Origin of the sequence: Acinetobacter sp. YH12023 (assembly GCF_013420135.1) — a bacterium.
GTDB classification, from domain to species: Bacteria; Pseudomonadota; Gammaproteobacteria; order Pseudomonadales; family Moraxellaceae; genus Acinetobacter; species Acinetobacter amyesii.
Map to the genome: position 1 here is coordinate 18648 of NZ_VOYU01000008.1, position 19891 is coordinate 38538.

The 19891-nt window shown below is 39.0% G+C and carries 20 protein-coding genes; 6 read left to right on the forward strand and 14 right to left on the reverse strand.

The genetic code is table 11. The annotated features are described in order from the left end of the window. Positions 1–9 precede the first annotated feature (9 nt). The 6 genes from FTT92_RS09920 to ispH all read right to left on the reverse strand — a co-directional run bounded on the left by FTT92_RS09920 (position 10) and on the right by ispH (position 7787). Positions 10–3828 carry a hypothetical protein gene (locus FTT92_RS09920; protein WP_180172039.1) on the reverse strand — a complete coding sequence of 1273 codons (3819 nt, stop codon included), beginning with the start codon at positions 3826–3828 and terminating at the stop codon, positions 10–12. Between the two features lie 17 nt (positions 3829–3845). Then, entirely contained in the window at positions 3846–4625 is a 780-nt protein-coding gene (locus FTT92_RS09925; protein ID WP_180055423.1) for a PilX N-terminal domain-containing pilus assembly protein, read from the reverse strand. Next, a complete protein-coding gene (locus tag FTT92_RS09930; RefSeq protein WP_180024302.1) occupies positions 4622–5698 on the reverse strand; it encodes a PilW family protein in 1077 nt (358 codons plus the stop codon). Before FTT92_RS09930 ends, FTT92_RS09925 begins: the two co-directional genes overlap by 4 nt. A 1-nt stretch (position 5699) precedes the next feature. Continuing rightward, positions 5700–6212, reverse strand: a complete 513-nt coding sequence (pilV, locus tag FTT92_RS09935; protein ID WP_078189360.1) for a type IV pilus modification protein PilV — start codon at positions 6210–6212, stop codon at positions 5700–5702. Beyond that, positions 6212–6673: a GspH/FimT family protein gene (locus FTT92_RS09940; RefSeq protein WP_078189361.1), complete on the reverse strand. Its 462-nt coding sequence runs from the start codon at positions 6671–6673 to the stop codon at positions 6212–6214. The genes pilV and FTT92_RS09940 overlap by 1 nt, the downstream gene beginning before the upstream one ends. 163 nt (positions 6674–6836) lie before the next feature. Then, the gene (gene ispH, locus FTT92_RS09945) at positions 6837–7787 is read right to left on the reverse strand and encodes a 4-hydroxy-3-methylbut-2-enyl diphosphate reductase (RefSeq protein ID WP_078189362.1); all 951 of its coding nucleotides are present in this window, start codon (positions 7785–7787) and stop codon (positions 6837–6839) included. A gap of 133 nt (positions 7788–7920) precedes the next feature. On the opposite strand from ispH, the gene gmk reads away from it, so the two are divergent. The 6 genes from gmk to bfr all read left to right on the forward strand — a co-directional run bounded on the left by gmk (position 7921) and on the right by bfr (position 12797). Then, on the forward strand, positions 7921–8544 hold the full coding sequence (gene gmk, locus FTT92_RS09950) for a guanylate kinase (RefSeq protein WP_078192517.1): 624 nt from the start codon (positions 7921–7923) through the stop codon (positions 8542–8544). Between the two features lie 76 nt (positions 8545–8620). Beyond that, positions 8621–8902, forward strand: a complete 282-nt coding sequence (gene rpoZ, locus FTT92_RS09955; protein WP_067762989.1) for a DNA-directed RNA polymerase subunit omega — start codon at positions 8621–8623, stop codon at positions 8900–8902. 218 nt (positions 8903–9120) lie between these two features. Then, positions 9121–11226 (forward strand): bifunctional (p)ppGpp synthetase/guanosine-3',5'-bis(diphosphate) 3'-pyrophosphohydrolase, encoded by a 2106-nt coding sequence (locus FTT92_RS09960; RefSeq protein ID WP_180172040.1) that lies wholly within the window; start codon positions 9121–9123, stop codon positions 11224–11226. A 54-nt stretch (positions 11227–11280) separates the two neighbouring features. Next, complete coding sequence (locus FTT92_RS09965; RefSeq protein WP_078189365.1) at positions 11281–11664, forward strand: RidA family protein; 384 nt, start codon at positions 11281–11283, stop codon at positions 11662–11664. A gap of 216 nt (positions 11665–11880) precedes the next feature. Next, positions 11881–12075, forward strand: a complete 195-nt coding sequence (locus FTT92_RS09970; RefSeq protein WP_078192519.1) for a bacterioferritin-associated ferredoxin — start codon at positions 11881–11883, stop codon at positions 12073–12075. Between the two features lie 257 nt (positions 12076–12332). Beyond that, positions 12333–12797 (forward strand): bacterioferritin, encoded by a 465-nt coding sequence (gene bfr / locus FTT92_RS09975; protein ID WP_180172041.1) that lies wholly within the window; start codon positions 12333–12335, stop codon positions 12795–12797. A 241-nt stretch (positions 12798–13038) separates the two neighbouring features. Here bfr and FTT92_RS16810 read toward each other — a convergent pair whose 3' ends face one another. From FTT92_RS16810 to FTT92_RS10015, 8 genes are all read right to left on the reverse strand, one after another. After that, positions 13039–13230 carry a hypothetical protein gene (locus tag FTT92_RS16810; protein ID WP_180172042.1) on the reverse strand — a complete coding sequence of 64 codons (192 nt, stop codon included), beginning with the start codon at positions 13228–13230 and terminating at the stop codon, positions 13039–13041. 194 nt (positions 13231–13424) lie between these two features. Continuing rightward, complete coding sequence (tfpZ, locus tag FTT92_RS09985) at positions 13425–14135, reverse strand: TfpX/TfpZ family type IV pilin accessory protein (RefSeq protein ID WP_180172043.1); 711 nt, start codon at positions 14133–14135, stop codon at positions 13425–13427. Positions 14136–14245: 110 nt separating this feature from the next. Continuing rightward, complete coding sequence (locus tag FTT92_RS09990; protein ID WP_180172044.1) at positions 14246–14692, reverse strand: pilin; 447 nt, start codon at positions 14690–14692, stop codon at positions 14246–14248. A 204-nt stretch (positions 14693–14896) separates the two neighbouring features. Further along, positions 14897–15457, reverse strand: coding sequence for a TPM domain-containing protein (locus FTT92_RS09995; RefSeq protein ID WP_180172045.1), 561 nt, complete (start codon positions 15455–15457; stop codon positions 14897–14899). Next, positions 15451–16518, reverse strand: a complete 1068-nt coding sequence (locus FTT92_RS10000) for a TPM domain-containing protein (RefSeq protein WP_180172046.1) — start codon at positions 16516–16518, stop codon at positions 15451–15453. The genes FTT92_RS09995 and FTT92_RS10000 overlap by 7 nt, the downstream gene beginning before the upstream one ends. 29 nt (positions 16519–16547) lie before the next feature. Further along, entirely contained in the window at positions 16548–17138 is a 591-nt protein-coding gene (locus FTT92_RS10005; RefSeq protein WP_078189372.1) for a LemA family protein, read from the reverse strand. 161 nt (positions 17139–17299) lie between these two features. After that, positions 17300–18184, reverse strand: a complete 885-nt coding sequence (locus FTT92_RS10010) for a metal-dependent hydrolase (RefSeq protein ID WP_180172047.1) — start codon at positions 18182–18184, stop codon at positions 17300–17302. 239 nt (positions 18185–18423) lie between these two features. Beyond that, entirely contained in the window at positions 18424–19845 is a 1422-nt protein-coding gene (locus FTT92_RS10015; protein ID WP_180172048.1) for an FAD-dependent oxidoreductase, read from the reverse strand. Positions 19846–19891: the final 46 nt, after the last annotated feature.

A 19891-nucleotide genomic window follows, 5' to 3' on the forward strand; every position in this document is an offset into this window, starting at 1 on the left:
ACCGCCCACCTATTGTAACTTGGCATACCAACGCTGAGGAATTAAACAAATCTTACTCGCTTCACCGGTATTACCACCCAGACCATTATAAATAGTTCGAGTCCCAGTACTTAAACAATAATTGTTTTCACTACCACCATTTCCACCACCATTTCCACCGCCAGTTCCACTACCAGACCCGTCATCAACACTGACCACTGTACCTGTATGAATACCTACACCAATTTCATCTTTGCCATACCATTCAGTACCAAATTTTGTTTTATCACATTGACCATAAGGCAAACAAATTCGTGACAAGTAACTTTGACCTTTTACACCAGCACCACAATCGCCCGAAATACCCGGACGCGAACCATCAAAAGTTGTTACGTAAAGTACGTAATTCATTGCGATAGGAGTTCCAAATACTTTTTCACTTTGAGCTTTATAATTTGAACATGGTGCAGTTCCTGAGCAATTTTTATACTCATAATACCATCCTTTAGAGGTGGCATATGGGGCCTTAAGAGTTGTGTCATCTTTTCTATCTGTATCAGTGATAACAGCTAAATCACCTTTTATTATATCTTTGGTGCTATAAGTAGATAATGACATTAAATTTTTATTAGCTACATCTTTATCATAAATATTATAAACCGCCTCATAATCTGCTGTACCAGTAGTGTAATCTTGTAATGGCTTACTTCGATTCCCTGAACCAATGCTAATTAAAGCAAATACCGCCCCTTGGTCACTATATAAAGAAAATGCAGGCATATCATAAAAACGAGGACTCATACCACCGGTTTTATTAAGGTTTAATAATCTAACAGGATTATTAACAATCGTACCTAAGGTTGATGCTTTATTATTAAAGTCTACGCGGAATACTTGCCCACCTAAATCTCCAAAATAAATATTATCAATAAGATCATCTCCATCACGATCTACAGTTCGTATTTCACTGACAACACTATGGTACATGTTTGAAACTTTAGTTGCTAAAGGTACTGTTGTACTAGTTGTAGCACTCGCACCCGACCACCATAATAAATCTCCATTTTGTGCATCAAACATATAAACACCCGCACCTTTTGCAGGCGTTGATTCAGAAGGGGCAAATTTTTCACATTCATATCCAACGGTCTTGGCTACCGTATCTGTACCAGTATTACATGCTGTTGTCCCAGTTTTTGCATCATAACCACCACCAACAAACATTACTTGCTTACGAGTCGTTTTTCCTGCTGAATCCTTCCAATTGATCCAACCAATTGCTGGTTTAGACCAACTTTGCCCCATATGTTGAAGTTGGGTGAACGACTTAGACGTGTTATTGTAAAAAACTTTTTGATTTTCTGGGTCTATATGGAACTTCAGCTTAGGATCGCTCATATTTTGCAGATCTAACGCGTAGTAACTTTTTCCGCCCATGCGTAGTCCACCATATACCATCTGTCGGCCTTTTTGCGTTCCCTTTCCTGAACCAACGGTTAAGTAACCATTATCATCTACCACATATTCGGTATAAGCGGTCCAAGGCCCATCTATACCATAATAAAGATTATTAACACCGCCATTTGTAGAATCATATTTTAGAAAAGCATTTTTTTGCTTTTCAATCATTTCATTTGGCACAAATGTAAATACTTCATCACCACCAGCATCAGAAATTCCAGATCCATTTTTATCACCAATTACAATATCGCCATTTTCTAAACGTTGTTTTCCAGCTTTAACGACATGTAAAACACCTTGTGTAGTACCAAATAAAATGTAATCTTCACGCCCCTCAGAACTGAGTCGCTTGACATCTTTATCGTATGCAATTTTACCCTTATTCGTAATTAATAAAGGAGATGAGTGCATTACTGCACCGATTTGGCGTAACTCTTTATTTAAAGTTGTTGATGTTGGGTTGTTTAAATCATTTACGTTATAGCCAAGCAAAGCCATAAGATAACTATTATTTGCATTATCGGCTTTATAGACACTATTTGTTAGATCAGCCCGAGTGACCTGTCTAAGTTTAGTCCCACCACTCCAAACACCTGAATTTACATCTCGATTTGTTAATACTTTACGTTGCTCTTTTGTGTTATCACTCGCACTAAACCCTAATTTTAGTTGAGAAAACACCCCTCCACGCAATGCAAACTTAGTACTACCTTCTGTAAACTCATCACCTTCTTTATTTGCATCAACAACTGATGCTGCCCACAGGTCATAATTATCTTTAATCGCACCATCATCATCTAAAATAGTATTTTTATTTTTATCTTTTAATACACCGTTGATAACAGCATATTTTTTTAAATTACCCGCCCAAAGTTGAAAGCTTTTCTCTGGGGTTGGTTGAAATTGAGGATAATATGCAAAATCTTGAATAACTGATGGATTTAAAGCGTCTTGCGGAACAGAAGGTGAACCTGTGGTTACTGACGGGATAGTAACCCCCAAATCACCTAAAAATGAATTTACGCTGTCAACAATATCATTTGAGCTATTACCAGAATACCACCCGCCTTCAGCTTTAACTCCCCAACTTGCAGCCTCCTTCTGATTAGGAGTAGCAGTAGAGTTTGCAATATTATCTAAATTTTCTTTTTGAGTAAGCTTGCGATTAAATGAGGGAATAACATTAAAATCACCACCAAATCCCACTACTGCTGTTTTAATAATTAATCCTGTTGGATTACTTGCTCCTCCTAATAAAGCCTGAGAAAACTTATGAGTACAATCCCATCCTGCTGTACTATTAGTACATGAAAAAGCTTTACCATCCAAAGATTTATTCATTAGTCCATATGCTGAACCGCTCGCATTTGGATCCCCATCAGTTAATACATATACACCCTGCCCACTACATTGTTTTCCAACTCCACCAGAAGCAACTAATTGTTGCTGAGCATTTGCTATACTTTTTGGTTTAACGTAATTATTTCCACTTGTCGCACCATTACTTGCGTAATCAAATCCACTATATGTTTGCCCTATAGTAGACGTTCCCATTAAAGCTGCTGCTGCTTCTGCGTAAGCATGCGCTGTAGGAGTACCATTATTAGCTCCTAATTTTGCAATTTCATTAAGCAATATCTGTCGCTGAGTTACGCCATTAACAGTCTCACCCAACGCTCTTGCAGGGATTCGAACTTGCCCACGATAACCATCTGCATCAGTGGGCTCACCAGAACTATTGGTCTTTGTAACACGTGAATATGTAGTTAAACCAATGACTTTAGAATCATCTAACTTGTTTATCCCTTTTAAGCTATTACCATTTAAAAGATCAAACATCCCATCTTTTACACGTGTTATACGATCGTAAAATTTTTTATTTGATTCAGTTGTATACCAATAAGTACCATCATTGGACATATTTAAAGGAACATCAGGCACTTTTGAACCGGATATTAAATTTAAACAACTTTTTTGAAATACGGAACCATCAATGCCACAACCATAAACCTCATAAATTGGATTTTTAGATGTTCCAACATTTACACGTTTATAATGATAAATTTTTGCATTTTTAACAGTACAATAATAACGTTTATAAACAGGAGTTCCATTAGTTGAATTAATACTATTGCTACTTTCAACAGTATTATTTCCAACATCACAAGAGCTTGCATTTCCAACTTGCTGAGGGTATCCCATACTGCCTGAAGTATCTATTAAAAACATTAAAGATATGTCACCAGCTTTAGCTTCCTGATAAATATCAATATCACTAGCCTGAGCAATACTTGTCGCAACTAAACTGGTATAAATTGCTGCGATACTGGTCGCAAGAATTTTCTGACGATAGGATTTTTTTATCGCATTCTGTTCAATCTTTTTCATCTTTTCTTACTCCCAAATCACGTAAAATCTTGTGCAATCACATACTCAGTCGCATGTGAAGTATATGGAACATTTAACCCCGACAAACATTCCGTCACACTTTTAGTTGGATCATCCTCGATGGGATCAACTTTAGATGGTTTTGTCGTACCATCAGGTATGGAAACTTCATTCATTCTTGCATTAAAACAAGTATCAATTTTCGAGCGATCTGCTGTGCTGAGCGCAGGCATAATCGAAACAGCGAACACTTTCACTGGTTTACTTTTTTCAAACTTCACACCCTTTTCATCAGAACCGAACTGCATTCCATAAAATGGATCCGCATCAGACTGAGTTGAATATTTCACAGCAACTTGAGTAATAACAGCCTTACGACCACTCGTAAAAAAGTTGCTTGTAGCAGATGTTGATGTACTGCAATAACCATCCATTCCCATTGCATTTGCTGTTGGTTTTGACTGTCCACCTTCCCATTGCATAATGCTGGCACGATTAATATCAAAAAAGTCCGCCTTATCACCTCTATAACAAAATACTAATTCTTTATCTTTATTTTCAGCCCCACTGATATAACCAAACATTCCACTCGTGGTTAAACTTTGAATTAAGTTCTCTTCTTTTTCCACACTAAAAAAAGCTGAATCAGCATTTTGTAAAAGTAGTTGTTGAGCTTGGCTGTTTGTAGCAATGCTTAAACCCACTACACTATTTTTTATAGCTAATGTTCCAATTACAGTTATCGCCAATAAAAGTACCAATACAACAATCAAGGTTGCACCATTTTGATTTTTCATTTTCCTCGCTCCCCAAACGTGTTACGTAACGCAATCGTTTGCGACACAACCTGTCTTACGTACTTAGAAGATGAATTAGTTTTTGGCGTTTTAACAACGACTGTCTGATCCAAAACTTTAAATTCTTGATCATCCTTAAAAGCTGAATCACTCCCAACACTTTGGGTCGAACGACCTAATAGCCCTAACTGTACAGATAAAATCCGCGGTTTAGGCTCTTCTGTTAAATCCATATATTTTTCTTGAGAAATATATTCATAACCATTTTTTGTATGAATCCCAAATAAAACCCGAAAGTGGTCAACTCGTTTCATTATAATTTCACCCTGACCACCAAAATCAGTTAATACTGTTGGATTGACGTCTGCAGAAGCGCTATTTTTATAAGACTCCCAATACCACCCTGCATCACAAGCTAAAGAAAGTGATTCATTTGGTTCAGTACCTTTATCGGTATCTTCCCTTAAGAAATAGCGCTGTACAATAATTCGCTTTGCAGGTTCTGTTTTTAAAAATTCAATTTTATTACCTTCACAATCGTATCCCCCAAACCACATATCATCTGATGTAACTGTTGTTCCTTTATCATCTGTGACATATTGAGGTTTGTATTGAATAACTAATTGATCACTAGACACATCACCCGACTCACAACCATTATCTATTACATCAGCACAAGAGACATTAGATGAATGAATCCCACTAGATGTCAAAAAAGATTCCGCCGTATTAGCGCCTATTAATGTTGGATATAAATTACTAAATACTTTTTTGGGTACGGTATCAGTTGCAGGAATAGTTCGTGCATTTGCAGCAGATGTAAATACTATTCCTCCATATGTTGTTTCGTCATTTATGATGGATTTAATATTGTTTAAATTAGTAGATCTAATTTCGTCAGTAATATAATTCAAACCAAAAGTGGTATTATCCTGCAAATTAGCCATACCTTGTTGTAAAGCATAACTTTTTTGAGCCGTAATAAACATCAATATTGCTGCAGCAGAAACAATCAAACCCAATGCTAATGCAATCATTAACTCAATTAATGTAAAACCATGTTGAAGTTTCATATTAGTACACCTCCATGATCAGGCATGTTGAACTTGGATCATAAGAAGTCGAGTTAGTACATCCACCAGCCCCTGCATCCGTTTCATTCGTCGGGCTTGTCTCCCCCCACGCGACATATATACATGCACGACCATCATCATTCCCCTGACAATCGATCAAATTTACTGCCATAGCTTTTTCATGTGCTTTTTTAACAATTTCAGAAACATCAAAATCAGCCATTTCATCTGCATCACATGCGGTCTGATAACAGTTTTTAGTAGACGTTTTTTGTTCAGCCGGCGTTGTTATTTCAGACTTATATTTTTCCAAAGCACCCCGATTTACACGAATGCGCTCGGCAAAATCACGAGCCAAACTCATGCCTTCTACTCGATAGGTACTTTCAGCCGATGCCTCAATTGCACGATATTGCAATGCAATAAATCCAAGCACGCCTATTGCTAGCACTAATAGCGCGACTAGGACCTCCATCAATCCCAAACCTTTCTGTACTGATATGTAATGATGCATTAGCAAGTACCCTCTACAATTTGTTGAATTATCCCCATTCTTGAAATCGTAATTATCTTTGATTTCTCTCCGGAATTTTCGTTACAGACTTCAATGACTACGTCAGTCATTGAACTACTCACTCTTCCTGTCATATCAAATACAATAGGGCTAACTGATGTTTTTAATTCAGATTTACCAGAAGGACTCCACCCAAACAAAAGCTTTTCTCTCATTTTTTCTTTTTCAGCGCTACTCGGGGTAACAGTATTTAATGAAAGATCAACCTCTACATTTTGACGATTTAATACAGCTTGAGCTCTTGCCTCATTCATTACCGAGATTAAAGTATTCGTACTTTTATTTAGATTCTGATTTAAAAGCATATTATTCATAAATGGCGCTGCCATTCCCGCAATAATTGCTATCACAGCAATTGTCACAATCAGCTCAATTAACGTAAATCCATTATTTTTCTGCATACTCCCCCCAAGGCGCGCCAAACTTTACCCTATTAAAAATAATATCTAATTAAATTACAAAACAAACACAAATTAGGATAAAAGGCATAAAAAAACAGATAATTGCCAAAAAGCAATTATCTGTCAATTCTTAAAAAATTCAGAATGTTAAGTCATTAACACTTTATGCCTGAGTTACAGGAATACGTAACTCTTTTGGTAAACTAAATGTAATATTTTCTTCACGACCATCCAGTTCTTGCGGTGCTTTTGCTCCCCAATCTTGTAAGCGCTGAATTACCTGTTTAATTAAAATTTCAGGTGCAGATGCTCCTGCAGTTACACCAATTTTAGTCTGTTCATTAAACCATTCTTGCTGTAACTGATCGGCATTGTCCACTAAATACGCATGCTTACCCATCCGTTCTGCCAATTCACGTAATCGGTTCGAATTCGAAGAGTTCGGCGAACCCACAACCAATACAACATCACACTGCTCAGCCAGATCACGTACGGCATCTTGGCGGTTTTGAGTGGCATAACAAATATCATCTTTGCGCGGCCCCTGAATTTCAGGGAACTTCTGACGTAGGGCATCAATCACTTTTGCTGTGTCATCGATAGAAAGCGTGGTCTGAGTTACAAACGCTACTTTTTCAGGATGCACCACTTTTAGATCAGCAACATCTTGTTCATCTTCAACCAAATAAATCGAACCACCATTTTTGGTGTCATACTGACCCATTGTCCCTTCAACTTCTGGGTGACCTTCATGACCAATCAAAATTGCTTCCACACCTTCACGGGCATACTTGGTCACTTCTATATGTACCTTAGTCACCAAAGGGCAAGTCGCATCAAAAACTTTTAGCCCACGGCGCTCAGCTTCTTGTTGTACCGCTTTAGATACACCATGCGCACTGAAGATCACGATATTGTCATCAGGCACTTCATCCAGTTCATCCACAAATATCGCACCGCGTTGACGCAAGTCGTCCACCACAAATTTATTATGTACTACCTCATGACGCACATATATTGGGGGGTTAAAGCATTCCAGTGCACGGTTCACAATCGCGATGGCGCGATCAACACCTGCACAGAAACCGCGTGGATTGGCTAAAACAATTTCCATAGAATCCTCAATGCCCACTCAATTTTACGGGTATCACTTGAAATAAATGTAAACAATAGACGTCTGACTATTTTGTTTGGCGCGCGTCTGCTCTAAAATAGAGAAGATATTTTATCATATCAGGAAAAATATCATGTCGGGTCTCTTGTTTGTCGTTTCTGCTGCTTCGGGAACGGGCAAAACATCCCTCGTTAAAGCCCTGCTTGAACGTGTAAACAATTTACATGTCTCTGTTTCTCATACCACTCGTGGTCAGCGTCCTGGCGAATTAGACGGCGTACATTACCATTTTGCAAAAAAAGAAGATTTTCTATCTTTAGTAAATGAAGGTGGCTTCATTGAATATGCAGAAGTTTTTGGTAATTATTACGGTACTGCACAGCGCACAGTAAAAGAACAATTGGCCAAAGGTCATGACGTTTTACTTGAAATTGACTGGCAAGGTGCTGAACAGGTTCGTAAACTTTTTCCTGAATCTAGACAAATTTTTATTCTCCCTCCGAGTCAGTTCGATTTACGTCAACGTTTATCCAATCGTGGTACAGACTCTGTTGAAGTCATTGAACATCGTCTTAGCTGTGCCGTAGAAGATATGCAGCAATACGTTAATTTTGACTATATCATTATTAATGATGACTTTAATAAAGCACTGCATGACTTAGAGTCCGTGATTATTGCCAATCGTCTTGTTTTAAAACAACAGGCCATGCGTCACGAAAAATTGATTGAGAAATTAATCACCCCTACGGAACAGTGATTAAAACTTGAGTCTATAGACAAAGCACCTTATACTGCACAGTCTGTTAAAAATTTATATTCAAACGAGAATTCTTATGGCACGCGTAACCGTTGAAGATTGTTTAGACCATGTAGACAACCGCTTTGAGCTTGTACTAGTGGCAAGCAAACGCGCGCGTCAATTGGCACGTCAAGGTATCGAACCTACTGTTGAGTGGGACAATGACAAACCAACCGTTGTTGCTCTTCGTGAAATCGCAGCGGGTCACGTTTCTAAAGACATTTTGAAACAACGTGAACAAGACTACCAAACTTCAAGTTTAGACCTTGCACTTTCTGCAAATAACCTAAACTTAGACGGTTTTTCTTTCCAATAAGATAAACCTGACCTTAAAAGCCTAGTTTTTAACTAGGCTTTTTTTATGGATTCTCTTTAATATTTTACTCAGAACAGTTATAACATAAGCTTAAGAAGTGCAAAGCAAGCAAAAAAGATTTTCATTTTTTTAAACTAAAAAATTGACAAGTCATGCGATATGCATTTCATTAAAGTATTAACCGTTTCATTTGTAAATTAGTAGTAAAAGGGTGTTCTATGCCAGGCCCAATGGTCAGCCAAGCCAAGCAACAGTTAAATGTGATTATCGACGCTTACCTTTCAGTAAGTGATGTCGAACGCGTGCTTGAAGCTTGCGACTATGCGGATATTGCCCATGATGGCATTACACGTAAAAGTGGCGAACCCTACATCCTTCACCCAATTGCGGTGAGCTGTATTTTGGCGCATATGCGTCTTGATGCGGAAACTTTAATGGCTGCTTTACTACATGATGTCATCGAAGATACTGAATTTACCAAACAAGATATTACTGAAAAATTTGGTCTGACCGTTGCTGAACTCGTCGATGGCGTCACCAAACTCAGCCATTCTAGCGATAAAGAATATAATAAAGCTGCATCCTTCCGTAAAATTCTGCAAGCCACCCTACAAGACCCACGTGTCATTATTATTAAACTGGCAGATCGCTATCACAATATGACCACACTGGGTGCTTTACGCCCCGATAAGCGTGCTCGTATTGCCCAAGAAACCTTTGAAATTTTTGTGCCTATGGCACGCCTTGTCGGTATGAATGAAATGGCCGACAACCTTGAACATTTGTGTTATCAAAATCTAGACTTAGATATGTATAACAATGTCCAAGAAGCTCTATTACAAACCAAACCGAAACGCTGCGAATACCAAACCAAGTGGGAAAACAACCTTACCACCCTACTAGAACAGCACCATATTTCAGGTCGAATTAAAAAGAAAAATAATAATATTGAATTACTTCGCCACTTTGTAAAAAACGATATCGATCTGCAAGAGCTCACCCATAGTCATGCCTTTGAAATTATTTTACAAAGCATCGCAGACTGTGACCGACTTGCTGACATTCTCAAAGAAAGCTTTAAAGTTCTTAATTACGCCGATCATATCCGTCGCCCGTTACCCGGTGGCAACCAGTCACTGATGATGCGCTTAAAAGGCGAAAAGACTATTTTGTCTCTGACCATCCAAACGGAGTTGATGCGTAAAGCGGCGCGCTTTGGTGTGGTTCTCGGTGAAAATGCACCACAAGCTTGTCGCTCAGCGATCCAAGCCTCCATGCAAAATTTAAACGTGTTAGTCGATGGCGCATGTGCCAAGACCACATTTAGTGAATTACTCGATTATCTACATCAAGAGAAAATTTGGGTTTATACCCCACATGGTCATTTGCATGAACTCCCTCAGGGTGCCACAGCGGTTGATTTCGCTTATTCAGCAAGCTTATTTTTGGGCAACCATGCCGTTGGTGCGAAAATTGATGGGGAAACCAAGCCCCTTTCAACACCATTACTGAGTGGTCAAGTGATTGAAATTATTACTGATGTTCTTGCAACACCAAACCCTGACTGGCTAAGCTTTATTAATACCCAAAAAGCCCGCCGCGCGTTACAAAATATCCTCCGTGACCAAGACCAAGATGAACAACGTTTAGTTGGTCAGCAAGCTTTAAATCGCGCATTAAAACTCTTTAACCGTTCTGTAAGTGATTTGACATTAGCGGATTGGGAAAATGTGCTGAATTGGCGTCATTTAAATGATAAAGAACAATTATTTGAACAGATTGCTGTGGGGGACTTACTACCTCAATTGGTTGCCAATCATTTATATGCTCAAGATACCATTCAGACTTCAAACTCTGCACGCTTAATCTTGGGTACTGATGGTGTCGACGTTAAATATGCGCACTGCTGTAACCCGGTTTTAGGCGATCCCATTCAAGGTCATTTATCGCGTCGTGGTTTGATTGTGCACCGTTCACGTTGTCACAACTTATTGCATGAACAGCATTTACATCCTGAAAATATCATGCCTTTACACTGGACTACAGAAGACAGTGAGGACATTAGTTTTACAGCCTATTTATGCTTAAACATGCTGTTAAATGATGAACAAATTTCAGAGCTGATCTATCTATGCCGTAAAGAAAAAGTCGGTGTAGAAACTGTCCGTTCACATGAAGAAAAAACCTATGTGAATATTGTTGTACACAATCGTAAACAAATTGCCGAAATTATCCGTAATTTAAGAATGAATTTTGGCTTCCCACGCATCAGTCGTTTGGCACAACCTGTTGCCATTGCTGAGCCTGCGAAAGTTGCCAGCTAACCTGACACCGCATATGTATATGTGCTGTGTCTGTGATGATAATAGGAGAAATAGATGTCCCGCCAGGTAATCCATACTGAAAATGCACCCGCTGCAATTGGTACTTACTCACAAGCCATTTTAGTGGGCGACACTTTGTATTTATCAGGTCAAATTGGCTTAGATCCATATAGCATGGAGCTGGTAGAAGGCATTGAAGCTCAAATTCGCCGTGTATTCGACAACTTAAAAGCAGTATGTGAAGCTGCAGGTGGTACGCTAGCAGATATCGCTAAGCTGAATATTTTCCTCACTGACCTTTCTAACTTCCAATTGGTCAACCAAATTATGGGCGAATACTTTGCTCAACCTTACCCAGCACGCGCAGCACTCGGTGTAGCTAGCCTACCAAAAGGTGCCCTAGTTGAAATGGATGGCGTGGTGATTATTAATCAATAAGTTAGTAAACATCGCTTAAACCCTTCACTAAATATCACATTCTAAAAGAACAAAAGCCTCACATGGAAATCTGAGCATTACTCAGATTTCCGCTTAAATGACATTTTTTATTCAAAAACCCAATCACTTTAAAAGCATTTTTAAATGATTTTTATTGACAAACGATAATAATTATCAATAATATTACTTATCCCATTTATTCACTTGGTTTGATTCATGTACGTTTGTTTGTGCCGTGGTATTACTGATCAAGACATTAAAGATGCAATTGCCAATGGTGCAGAAAGCTATCGTGAAGTTCGCGATATGCTCGATTTAGGCACCTGTTGTGGTCGCTGTGCTCCTGAAGCTCGTATGATCATCAGTGATGAAGTTGCGCAAATTGCAGCCCGGATCGCAATTGCTGCATAAACCAAGCTTTTAAATTTCCTCAACAATCATAATTATAAAACCAATGGTCTCAGACCATTCCTCCTCCCCCGCTTCTGACTCTAAGCGGGTTTTTATTTATTAAAACCCTGAAAATTAGCGCCTTGTTTTGATTGTGATTTTCATTTGCTGTTCTATAAAACACTCGCTAAATTACACTTTGTTGTTTAAGATATTTCTATTCTAATATCGAAGTTATATTGCTTAGTTCGAGCTTTATTGCAGTTAAGGAGTCAGACATGAAAGGCAATCGTGATGTAATTAATCAGTTAAATCAGGTGCTTTATCATCATTTAACTGCAATTAACCAATATTTTCTTCATTCACGGATGTTTAACGATTGGGGCATTGAGAAACTTGGTTCAGCAGAATATAAAGAATCAATCCGTCAAATGAAGCATGCCGATAAAATTATTGAACGTATTCTATTTTTAGAAGGCCTGCCAAACTTGCAGCACCTCGGTAAGCTGTATATTGGTCAACACACGGTTGAAGTACTGAATTGTGATGTGCGTAAAGTCAAAGAGAACATTGAAGCCATTCAAACTGCAGTTAAACTAGCAGAAGAACAGTTAGATTATGTCACTCGAGATCTGGCTCAAGAAATTTTAGAGAAAGAAGAAGAATGGTTGGATTGGACTACGACACAGCTAGACCTTGTTGATTCTGTGGGTATAGAAAATTATATTCAAAGTCAGATTTAAACTTAATAAAAAACCCGCGGATGCGGGTTTTATAATAAATTTTTATACAACTGTTCGGCTTATATTTATCTGGAATTTCTACAGAGGTAGTGCATGACCAACTCGCTGACGCATCTCGAATCAAACATACACTTGTATTGCACTCGCAACGTAATTTATTTGACATACAAATACTTCATCAACCACACCACTTGTAAATGGTGAATTTATAACATAAATGCAAATATTAGACTTTTCATCATTAAAAAAACATGTTTTCGATAGTAAAATTATTACTTGAAGAATCAGAGACTCCATTAATAATTAACTCATATTGAGTTTTAGCACCATTCAATTTAGCTAATGCTGCTGCAATCGGAGACTTAGCGACATACCCTTGATATAGAGGAATAGAAATTGCTAATATAACATCAATAATTGCCACAATAATCATCAGTTCAATCAAAGTCAACCCAAAATAATATTTCAAGTCAGAATACTTTAAATATTTAAAATTTATTAGTATTCAAAATTAATTTTACTTTAAATTTCAATAAAATCGATCTAGAATTATTATGCTAAAATAAAATTACATCAGAAAAAGTATAGTTCAAAAATATGTGACAAATTTAGTCTTATCGTATGTGTTTATTTCCAAGGCCTTAAATTTGAAATTCCAATAATTGAACCGTTTTGTTTATCAAGTAGTACCACTAAACCCAAACCAGTAGTTCGTAAAGGCATCCATGAATTGGCTAATGGAAATTTTTTCAACTCTCGATCTACTTCCTTAGCTTTATTAAATGTATATAAACTTTCTAAACTTTGAGCATATTTTTGAATTCTTGGCACAGCGATATCTAAATCAGTATATAAGTTAGGTACGAGTGTCTGTTCCGCATAATATTCATACCTAGGATGATGATCATTTACACTAACCCATTGAGGTTTCCCCCATCCGTTCTTTTCATATAATTTACCCGCCATCTCTTGATCTTTAGGTAAGATAGCATTAGCCCTAACAAGCTGAAAGATACTGCCATTCTGAGCAATCCAAACTGGCCGAGAAGATGCCACACTAAACAAACCATAACCTATTGCTAAAATCTGAATAAAAATAATTATACTAAGATCAGTTTTCAAACTTTTTTTGCCATCTTTATACACCAACAAAGTAAGCATAGGTCCAATAATTATATCTATCGTAATAATCATTATTGCAATAGTACCAACGCCTTCTTCTATAGCCAAAGGTGCAGGGTACCAAATAAAATTGATAAAATATAAAATCAATAATGCACATAAAAAGGATATTAAAAAATGTAACTTAAAAAATTGTACACGTTTAGAATTTTCCATAATTTCCCCTAAATTTTAATAAAAAAGCCCTCACAAGGAGAGCTTTTTCAATTGTTAAAATCATATCCAAGTACTTAGCATATTATCTTAACAAAATACTAAAATATTAATTAAACACCAGGACAACCGCTTGGAGCATATTTAGTAGGTGCAGTAGTAGTACACGACCAAGCACCCGCCGCAGTACGCGTCCAAGTTACCGTTTTAGCCGTAGAAGCTTTCAAAGTCTCTGCAGCATTACCACTGAATGTACCAACGATAGTACCGTCTTCAGCAAGTGCCGCCGTATTAGTACCATCTGCTTCAATTCCCGGTGTTGTTTGAGTTAGAATATTTGAAGCGGTCCAACCCATTGCACATTTTTTAGCAGCACTGTTACCATTATTTAAACAATCTTCATAAGCTGTTTTAAGAGCACCTAGTTCCGCCATAGCACGGCTAACTTGAGACTTAGCGATGTAATTTTGGTATTGAGGAATCGCAATCGCAGCAAGAATACCGATAATTGCAACAACGATCATTAATTCAATAAGGGTAAAACCTTTTTGAGCGTTCATAACATTCTCCACAAATGTTTTTTAATTTAATTATTTAATAAAGCTATGTAGCTTGTTTTATAAATAGCACAGAGCGTGCCAAGATTTATTATAGTGAAAATGACAGAAAAAACAGCACTTTAAAAAAATATTTTTATTTTTTGTAATCATTGCGTCTCTTTTTGTGTTTAAAAGTGACGATTTGTGTCACTTTATCACCGTTTTTTAGCGCAAAATTATTGGCGCATTTGCGATTTCATTATTTCGATCTACAGACTTCCCTGCATAAAAGTGATCCATCACTTCACCAATCTCTTTTACACCAACCGTCAAAGCTATTCGGTATTGTTTATTTTGCATGCTTTGGATAATTCGCGCGCAAATATCCTGCCATACTTGGGCATCGGTCGCCTGCCTCATCCCGCGATCAATCACAATTTCCACCTGACGTTCACACAAGTTTAAATAAAGCAAAACACCACTATTAAATTCTGTATCCCACACACCCAGTTCAGCAAAGAGCTGTTCAGCACGTGCACGGGTATTTTGATAATAGGCTTGGTTCGAAGGAATATGCCCTTCGATCACCACCTGTATTTCGCCCACATGGCCATGCTCAGCTTCTGTCACCGCTTGTGCAATGGCCTGCTGATCTTGCTTATTAAAAAACCGGTTTGCTGCAGGCATATAAAAAAAGTGCTTCAACCAGCGTTTAAAACTTGGTTGCTGTATTTCCTGTGTTTTAGAACAGGTGACAATTTCTGTTGTTTCTGTTTTCGTTACCATGAACCTGATGCTCCCCCACCGCCAAAGCCACCACCGCCCCCACTATAGCCTCCGCCACCAAAGCCACCACCTCCGCTACGGCCACCACCCCCACTACCACCGGCAAGGAACATTTGAAAAATGGTTTGAGCAATAGCAGTTATGAGTAGAAAGAAAATTGCTCCACCCATCAACAGACTGGTGAGTAGACCTGCACCATTGACCAAACCCGCAACGGTACCTGCAACAGCAGCAGTTGACGCACTTAAGCGCTTACCCACAATAAAGGATGCAAAAATACCAATCACCAAAATGATGAGAACCGTTGTAAACGTTTTCTCTTTGGCTTGTTGCTCGTGTAAGGCTTGTTCCTGACGTTCTTTCAGCTCTTGGGCCGCTTGAGCGGCAACTTCAGGGTCTTGATTTAAAATACGTGTTATTTCCGTTAAGCCAGCATCTATGCCTTGAGCATATTGGGCTTGCTTAAAATACGGTGTGATTTGATTACGGATAATTCGACTAACGATGATATCGGGCATGATTCCTTCCAGCCCATAACCCGTCAGGATTTGTATTCTGTGATCATTCACAGCAATCGCCATCAATATCCCATTGTCACGTTTTGCTGAACCGAGTTGCCATTTTTCTGCAACACGCATGGCGTAATCAAAAATATCTTCTTGACCTGTGGTTGGCACAATCACGACACCAATTTGTGCCTTACCTTGTTCGTGCAACTGTAGAATTTTCTGACTAATGGCTTGCTTTTCAACAGCCGAAAGTAAATTTGCCTGATCAACTACCGGTTCATTTAGCGTCGGCAAGCCACGAATCGACTCGCCATCTGCCATATCATTGGCGATATCCGGCTGCTGAATTTTGATTTCAGGCTGTGCTGTTGTTTCTTTTTGCGTAGCTGACTGCTGATCTTTTAATATTTTACCGACAACAACTGTTTCAGCATCTACATCTGTAGCGGTGGCAGTTTCAGCATGTGTGAAACCCACCACACACAATAAGCATGCTAAAACCATGCGCTGCAACCACAACAAACCTGTATGTTTTAGCTCAAAATCCACCATCAGCCCACCTCACAATGCAGTGACGCCAATTAATTAAAATCAACTTTCGGTGCAGTTTGTGCACTTTGCTCTGCGCTAAAGTTAGGTTTAGTATCCATGCCAATGACTTTAGCCGTCATCACTTGCGGGAACTGGCGTGCATAGCCGTTAAAGTCTTGTACCGTAGTAATGTAGCGATTACGTGCGACAGCAATTCGGTTTTCAGTGCCTTCAAGCTGTACCTGTAAATCACGGAATTGCTCATTGGCTTTTAAGTCTGGATAATTTTCCGAGACTGCAATTAAACGAGAAAGTGCGCTGGTCATCTGCGCTTGAGCTTCTTGATATTTTTGGAACAGTGCTGGATCTTCCAAAACTTCCTTATCCACTTTTAAGCCTGCAACATTGGCACGTGCTTGAGTCACTTCGGTCAGTACTTGTTCCTCATGTTTCGCGTAGCCTTTAACCACATTGACAAGATTAGGTACCAAATCTGCACGGCGTTGATATTGGTTTTGTACTTCAGACCATGCTGCTGTAACGGCCTCGTCTTTGACTTGTAATGTGTTATAGCCACAACCACTCAGGGTCAATGTACTGACTAATGCGATTGCGAGCATGCTTTTTTTCATTGAATTCATAACCCTTAACCTCAAGTATTTATTTGTAATTGTTTAAATAAATTCATTCTAACCCTATTTTTCGAATGAATTATGTATTTTCTTTGTGATTAAACTGATCTACTCGAAAAATATTTAGCATTAAAAAAAGCCCACAACTCGGGCTTTTTTAACATTTTGAATTAACTATACAATTGCGGTGTAATTTCAGTCTGAAAACTTTCCATTTGATATTCATCAGCAAGGCGTTCTTTCCAATAGTTCACGATCTGACTGTAATCAATTTCGCTCGGATGGAATTCTGCTTTGTAATATGACAAATATTCTGGCGTCAATTGAATAAACATTTTTGCCAATAAATACGCCCCGAATATATTTCCACCAACCTTCGGCAAACTTTTTTTCTTATCCTGCATAAATAGCTTCGTTGCAGAATAAAACGTAAGACTTGCAAAACCCGTGGTCACACTGCGCATAATCATGCGGCGTATTTTGTCATCTCCATAGACATGTTGATATACATCAAATGCCACTGCGCGATGCTCAATTTCTTCAATCGCATGCCAAACCCAAAGTTTCACTGCATCATCATCTAAAGTACTTAATACTTCAGGATGTCTTAAAATATAACCACCAAGCAAAGCGGTAAAATGTTCAAATGCACAGGTAATTGCCAACTGTATTTTTGGATGTAAGTTTTTTACATAGCTATCTTTACGTGCCAGCCATGCTTGGAAACGATCTAAATTATAGCTTTCACTGCGCCAAGCATCGTTAAATTCAGCATGGGCTTTGGAATGCATCGCTTCTTGCCCAATGAATGCCGCGATCTCAGCTTGTAATTTTTCATCACTGACTTTATCGCGTACATTACGCACGCTATGCACAAAGAATTGCTCACCAATGGGAAAGGTCGATGACAATGCCGTCAACAAATGCGACATAACCGGTGAGTTGGCAAAATAATGCCTGCGAATCGCTTTAGGATTGAATTGTGCTCGACGTACCGTAATGCCAATGGCTTTAGGACGATTTAGATATGTTTTTTGTGTCGTCACTTGCGTCATTGTCGCTTCCTAAGATTTAGATCATGATCGCAGTATGTAATTCCTAAGCTCTTTCACACATGGCAAAATGTGCTAGCACATTTGCATAATTCACCATTCTAAAGCGCTGTCTGACAACTTTTCAGCGTATTTATCTGCAAAATCCATTCACGTGTCATTTGAGGTAAATTCCAAAAAATAAAAAACCCGCCGAAGCGGGTTTTTGAATTAATCCATTACAAGGACTGGCATATCGTGACTTAAACATCTAAGTAGTCAAGAATACCTTCTGCAGCTTGGCGACCTTCCCAGATTGCGGTTACCACAAGGTCAGATCCCCGGACCATATCACCGCCGGCAAAAATTTTCGGATTCGATGTTTGGAACTTAAATTCTTGCTGTTCAGCAGCAATGACACGACCTGAACCATCCATACTGATGTTTGATGTAGTAAACCAATCTGCAGGGCTGGTACGGAAACCGAAGGCAAGCAATACTGCATCTGCTGGTAAAATTTCTTCTGAACCCGGAACTGGTTCAGGGCTTCGACGACCGCGACTATCAGGTGCGCCAAGCTGTGTAGTCACAACTTTAACACCCGTCACTTTGCCGTTTTCACCTACAATTTCAATTGGCTGACGATTAAATTGGAAATCTACGCCTTCTTCACGCGCATTTTTCACTTCACGACGTGAACCCGGCATGTTTTCTTCGTCACGACGGTAGGCACAGACAACGGATTCGGCACCTTGACGGATCGAGGTGCGGTTACAGTCCATCGCGGTATCACCACCACCCAGAACAATCACTTTTTTGCCTTCCATGCTGATGTATTCAGATGGATCTTTTTCCCAACCTTGCGTACGGTTGACATTGGCAATCAAGAAATCCAGTGCATCATGCACACCAACAAGATCTTCACCCGCAAAACCACCCTTCATGTAAGTATAGGTTCCCATACCCATGAATACAGCGTCGTAATCAGCCAAAAGCTGATCAATGGTCACATCTGTACCAATTTCAGTATTTAGACAGAATTCAACGCCCATGCCAGAGAAAATCTCACGGCGACGTTTCATCACATCTTTTTCCATTTTGAATTCTGGAATACCAAATGTCAGCAAACCACCAATTTCAGGGCGTTTGTCGAATACAACTGGCTTCACACCATTACGTACAAGAATATCAGCACAGCCAAGGCCAGCAGGACCTGCACCAATAATCGCAACTTTTTTGTCTGTCCACTTAACGTGTGACATATCTGGACGCCAGCCCAATGCAAAAGCCGTATCGTTAATGTATTTTTCAGCATTACCAATGGTGACTGCACCAAAGCCGTCATTTAGCGTACACGCGCCTTCACATAAACGGTCTTGCGGGCACACACGACCACAAACTTCAGGCAAGGTGTTGGTTTGATGACACAATTCTGCCGCTTGGAAAATGCGACCTTCTGCAATCAGTTTTAACCAGTTTGGAATGTAGTTATGTACTGGACATTTCCATTCACAATACGGGTTACCGCAACCTAAGCAGCGGTGTGTTTGGTTTTTTGCAACTTCAGCTGTAAACGGTTTATAGATTTCCACAAATTCTGCTTTGCGGACAACTAGATCTTTTTTCTCTGGATCTTGGCGTGCTACATCCAGGAACTGAAAGTCATTATTTAGGCGCTCTGCCATGTCTCTCTCCGTGGGTAGGTGTAAGCATGTTTTGACTTACACCTGC

What these genes read in the sequence shown, in the direction of transcription:
- FTT92_RS10000 (WP_180172046.1), bottom strand. Translation starts at nt 16,518, where the DNA reads ATGGTGGATTTTGAGCTAAAACATACAGGTTTGTTGTGGTTGCAGCGC.
- FTT92_RS09940 (WP_078189361.1), bottom strand. Translation starts at nt 6,673, where the DNA reads ATGCAGAAAAATAATGGATTTACGTTAATTGAGCTGATTGTGACAATT.
- FTT92_RS09925 (WP_180055423.1), bottom strand. Translation starts at nt 4,625, where the DNA reads ATGAAAAATCAAAATGGTGCAACCTTGATTGTTGTATTGGTACTTTTA.
- FTT92_RS09960 (WP_180172040.1), top strand. Translation starts at nt 9,121, where the DNA reads ATGCCAGGCCCAATGGTCAGCCAAGCCAAGCAACAGTTAAATGTGATT.
- FTT92_RS16810 (WP_180172042.1), bottom strand. Translation starts at nt 13,230, where the DNA reads ATGATTATTGTGGCAATTATTGATGTTATATTAGCAATTTCTATTCCT.
- FTT92_RS09990 (WP_180172044.1), bottom strand. Translation starts at nt 14,692, where the DNA reads ATGAACGCTCAAAAAGGTTTTACCCTTATTGAATTAATGATCGTTGTT.
- FTT92_RS09965 (WP_078189365.1), top strand. Translation starts at nt 11,281, where the DNA reads ATGTCCCGCCAGGTAATCCATACTGAAAATGCACCCGCTGCAATTGGT.
- pilV (WP_078189360.1), bottom strand. Translation starts at nt 6,212, where the DNA reads ATGCATCATTACATATCAGTACAGAAAGGTTTGGGATTGATGGAGGTC.
- FTT92_RS10005 (WP_078189372.1), bottom strand. Translation starts at nt 17,138, where the DNA reads ATGAATTCAATGAAAAAAAGCATGCTCGCAATCGCATTAGTCAGTACA.
- FTT92_RS09970 (WP_078192519.1), top strand. Translation starts at nt 11,881, where the DNA reads ATGTACGTTTGTTTGTGCCGTGGTATTACTGATCAAGACATTAAAGAT.
- FTT92_RS10010 (WP_180172047.1), bottom strand. Translation starts at nt 18,184, where the DNA reads ATGACGCAAGTGACGACACAAAAAACATATCTAAATCGTCCTAAAGCC.
- rpoZ (WP_067762989.1), top strand. Translation starts at nt 8,621, where the DNA reads ATGGCACGCGTAACCGTTGAAGATTGTTTAGACCATGTAGACAACCGC.
- FTT92_RS10015 (WP_180172048.1), bottom strand. Translation starts at nt 19,845, where the DNA reads ATGGCAGAGCGCCTAAATAATGACTTTCAGTTCCTGGATGTAGCACGC.
- FTT92_RS09930 (WP_180024302.1), bottom strand. Translation starts at nt 5,698, where the DNA reads ATGAAACTTCAACATGGTTTTACATTAATTGAGTTAATGATTGCATTA.
- FTT92_RS09920 (WP_180172039.1), bottom strand. Translation starts at nt 3,828, where the DNA reads ATGAAAAAGATTGAACAGAATGCGATAAAAAAATCCTATCGTCAGAAA.
- bfr (WP_180172041.1), top strand. Translation starts at nt 12,333, where the DNA reads ATGAAAGGCAATCGTGATGTAATTAATCAGTTAAATCAGGTGCTTTAT.
- ispH (WP_078189362.1), bottom strand. Translation starts at nt 7,787, where the DNA reads ATGGAAATTGTTTTAGCCAATCCACGCGGTTTCTGTGCAGGTGTTGAT.
- FTT92_RS09995 (WP_180172045.1), bottom strand. Translation starts at nt 15,457, where the DNA reads ATGGTAACGAAAACAGAAACAACAGAAATTGTCACCTGTTCTAAAACA.
- tfpZ (WP_180172043.1), bottom strand. Translation starts at nt 14,135, where the DNA reads ATGGAAAATTCTAAACGTGTACAATTTTTTAAGTTACATTTTTTAATA.
- gmk (WP_078192517.1), top strand. Translation starts at nt 7,921, where the DNA reads ATGTCGGGTCTCTTGTTTGTCGTTTCTGCTGCTTCGGGAACGGGCAAA.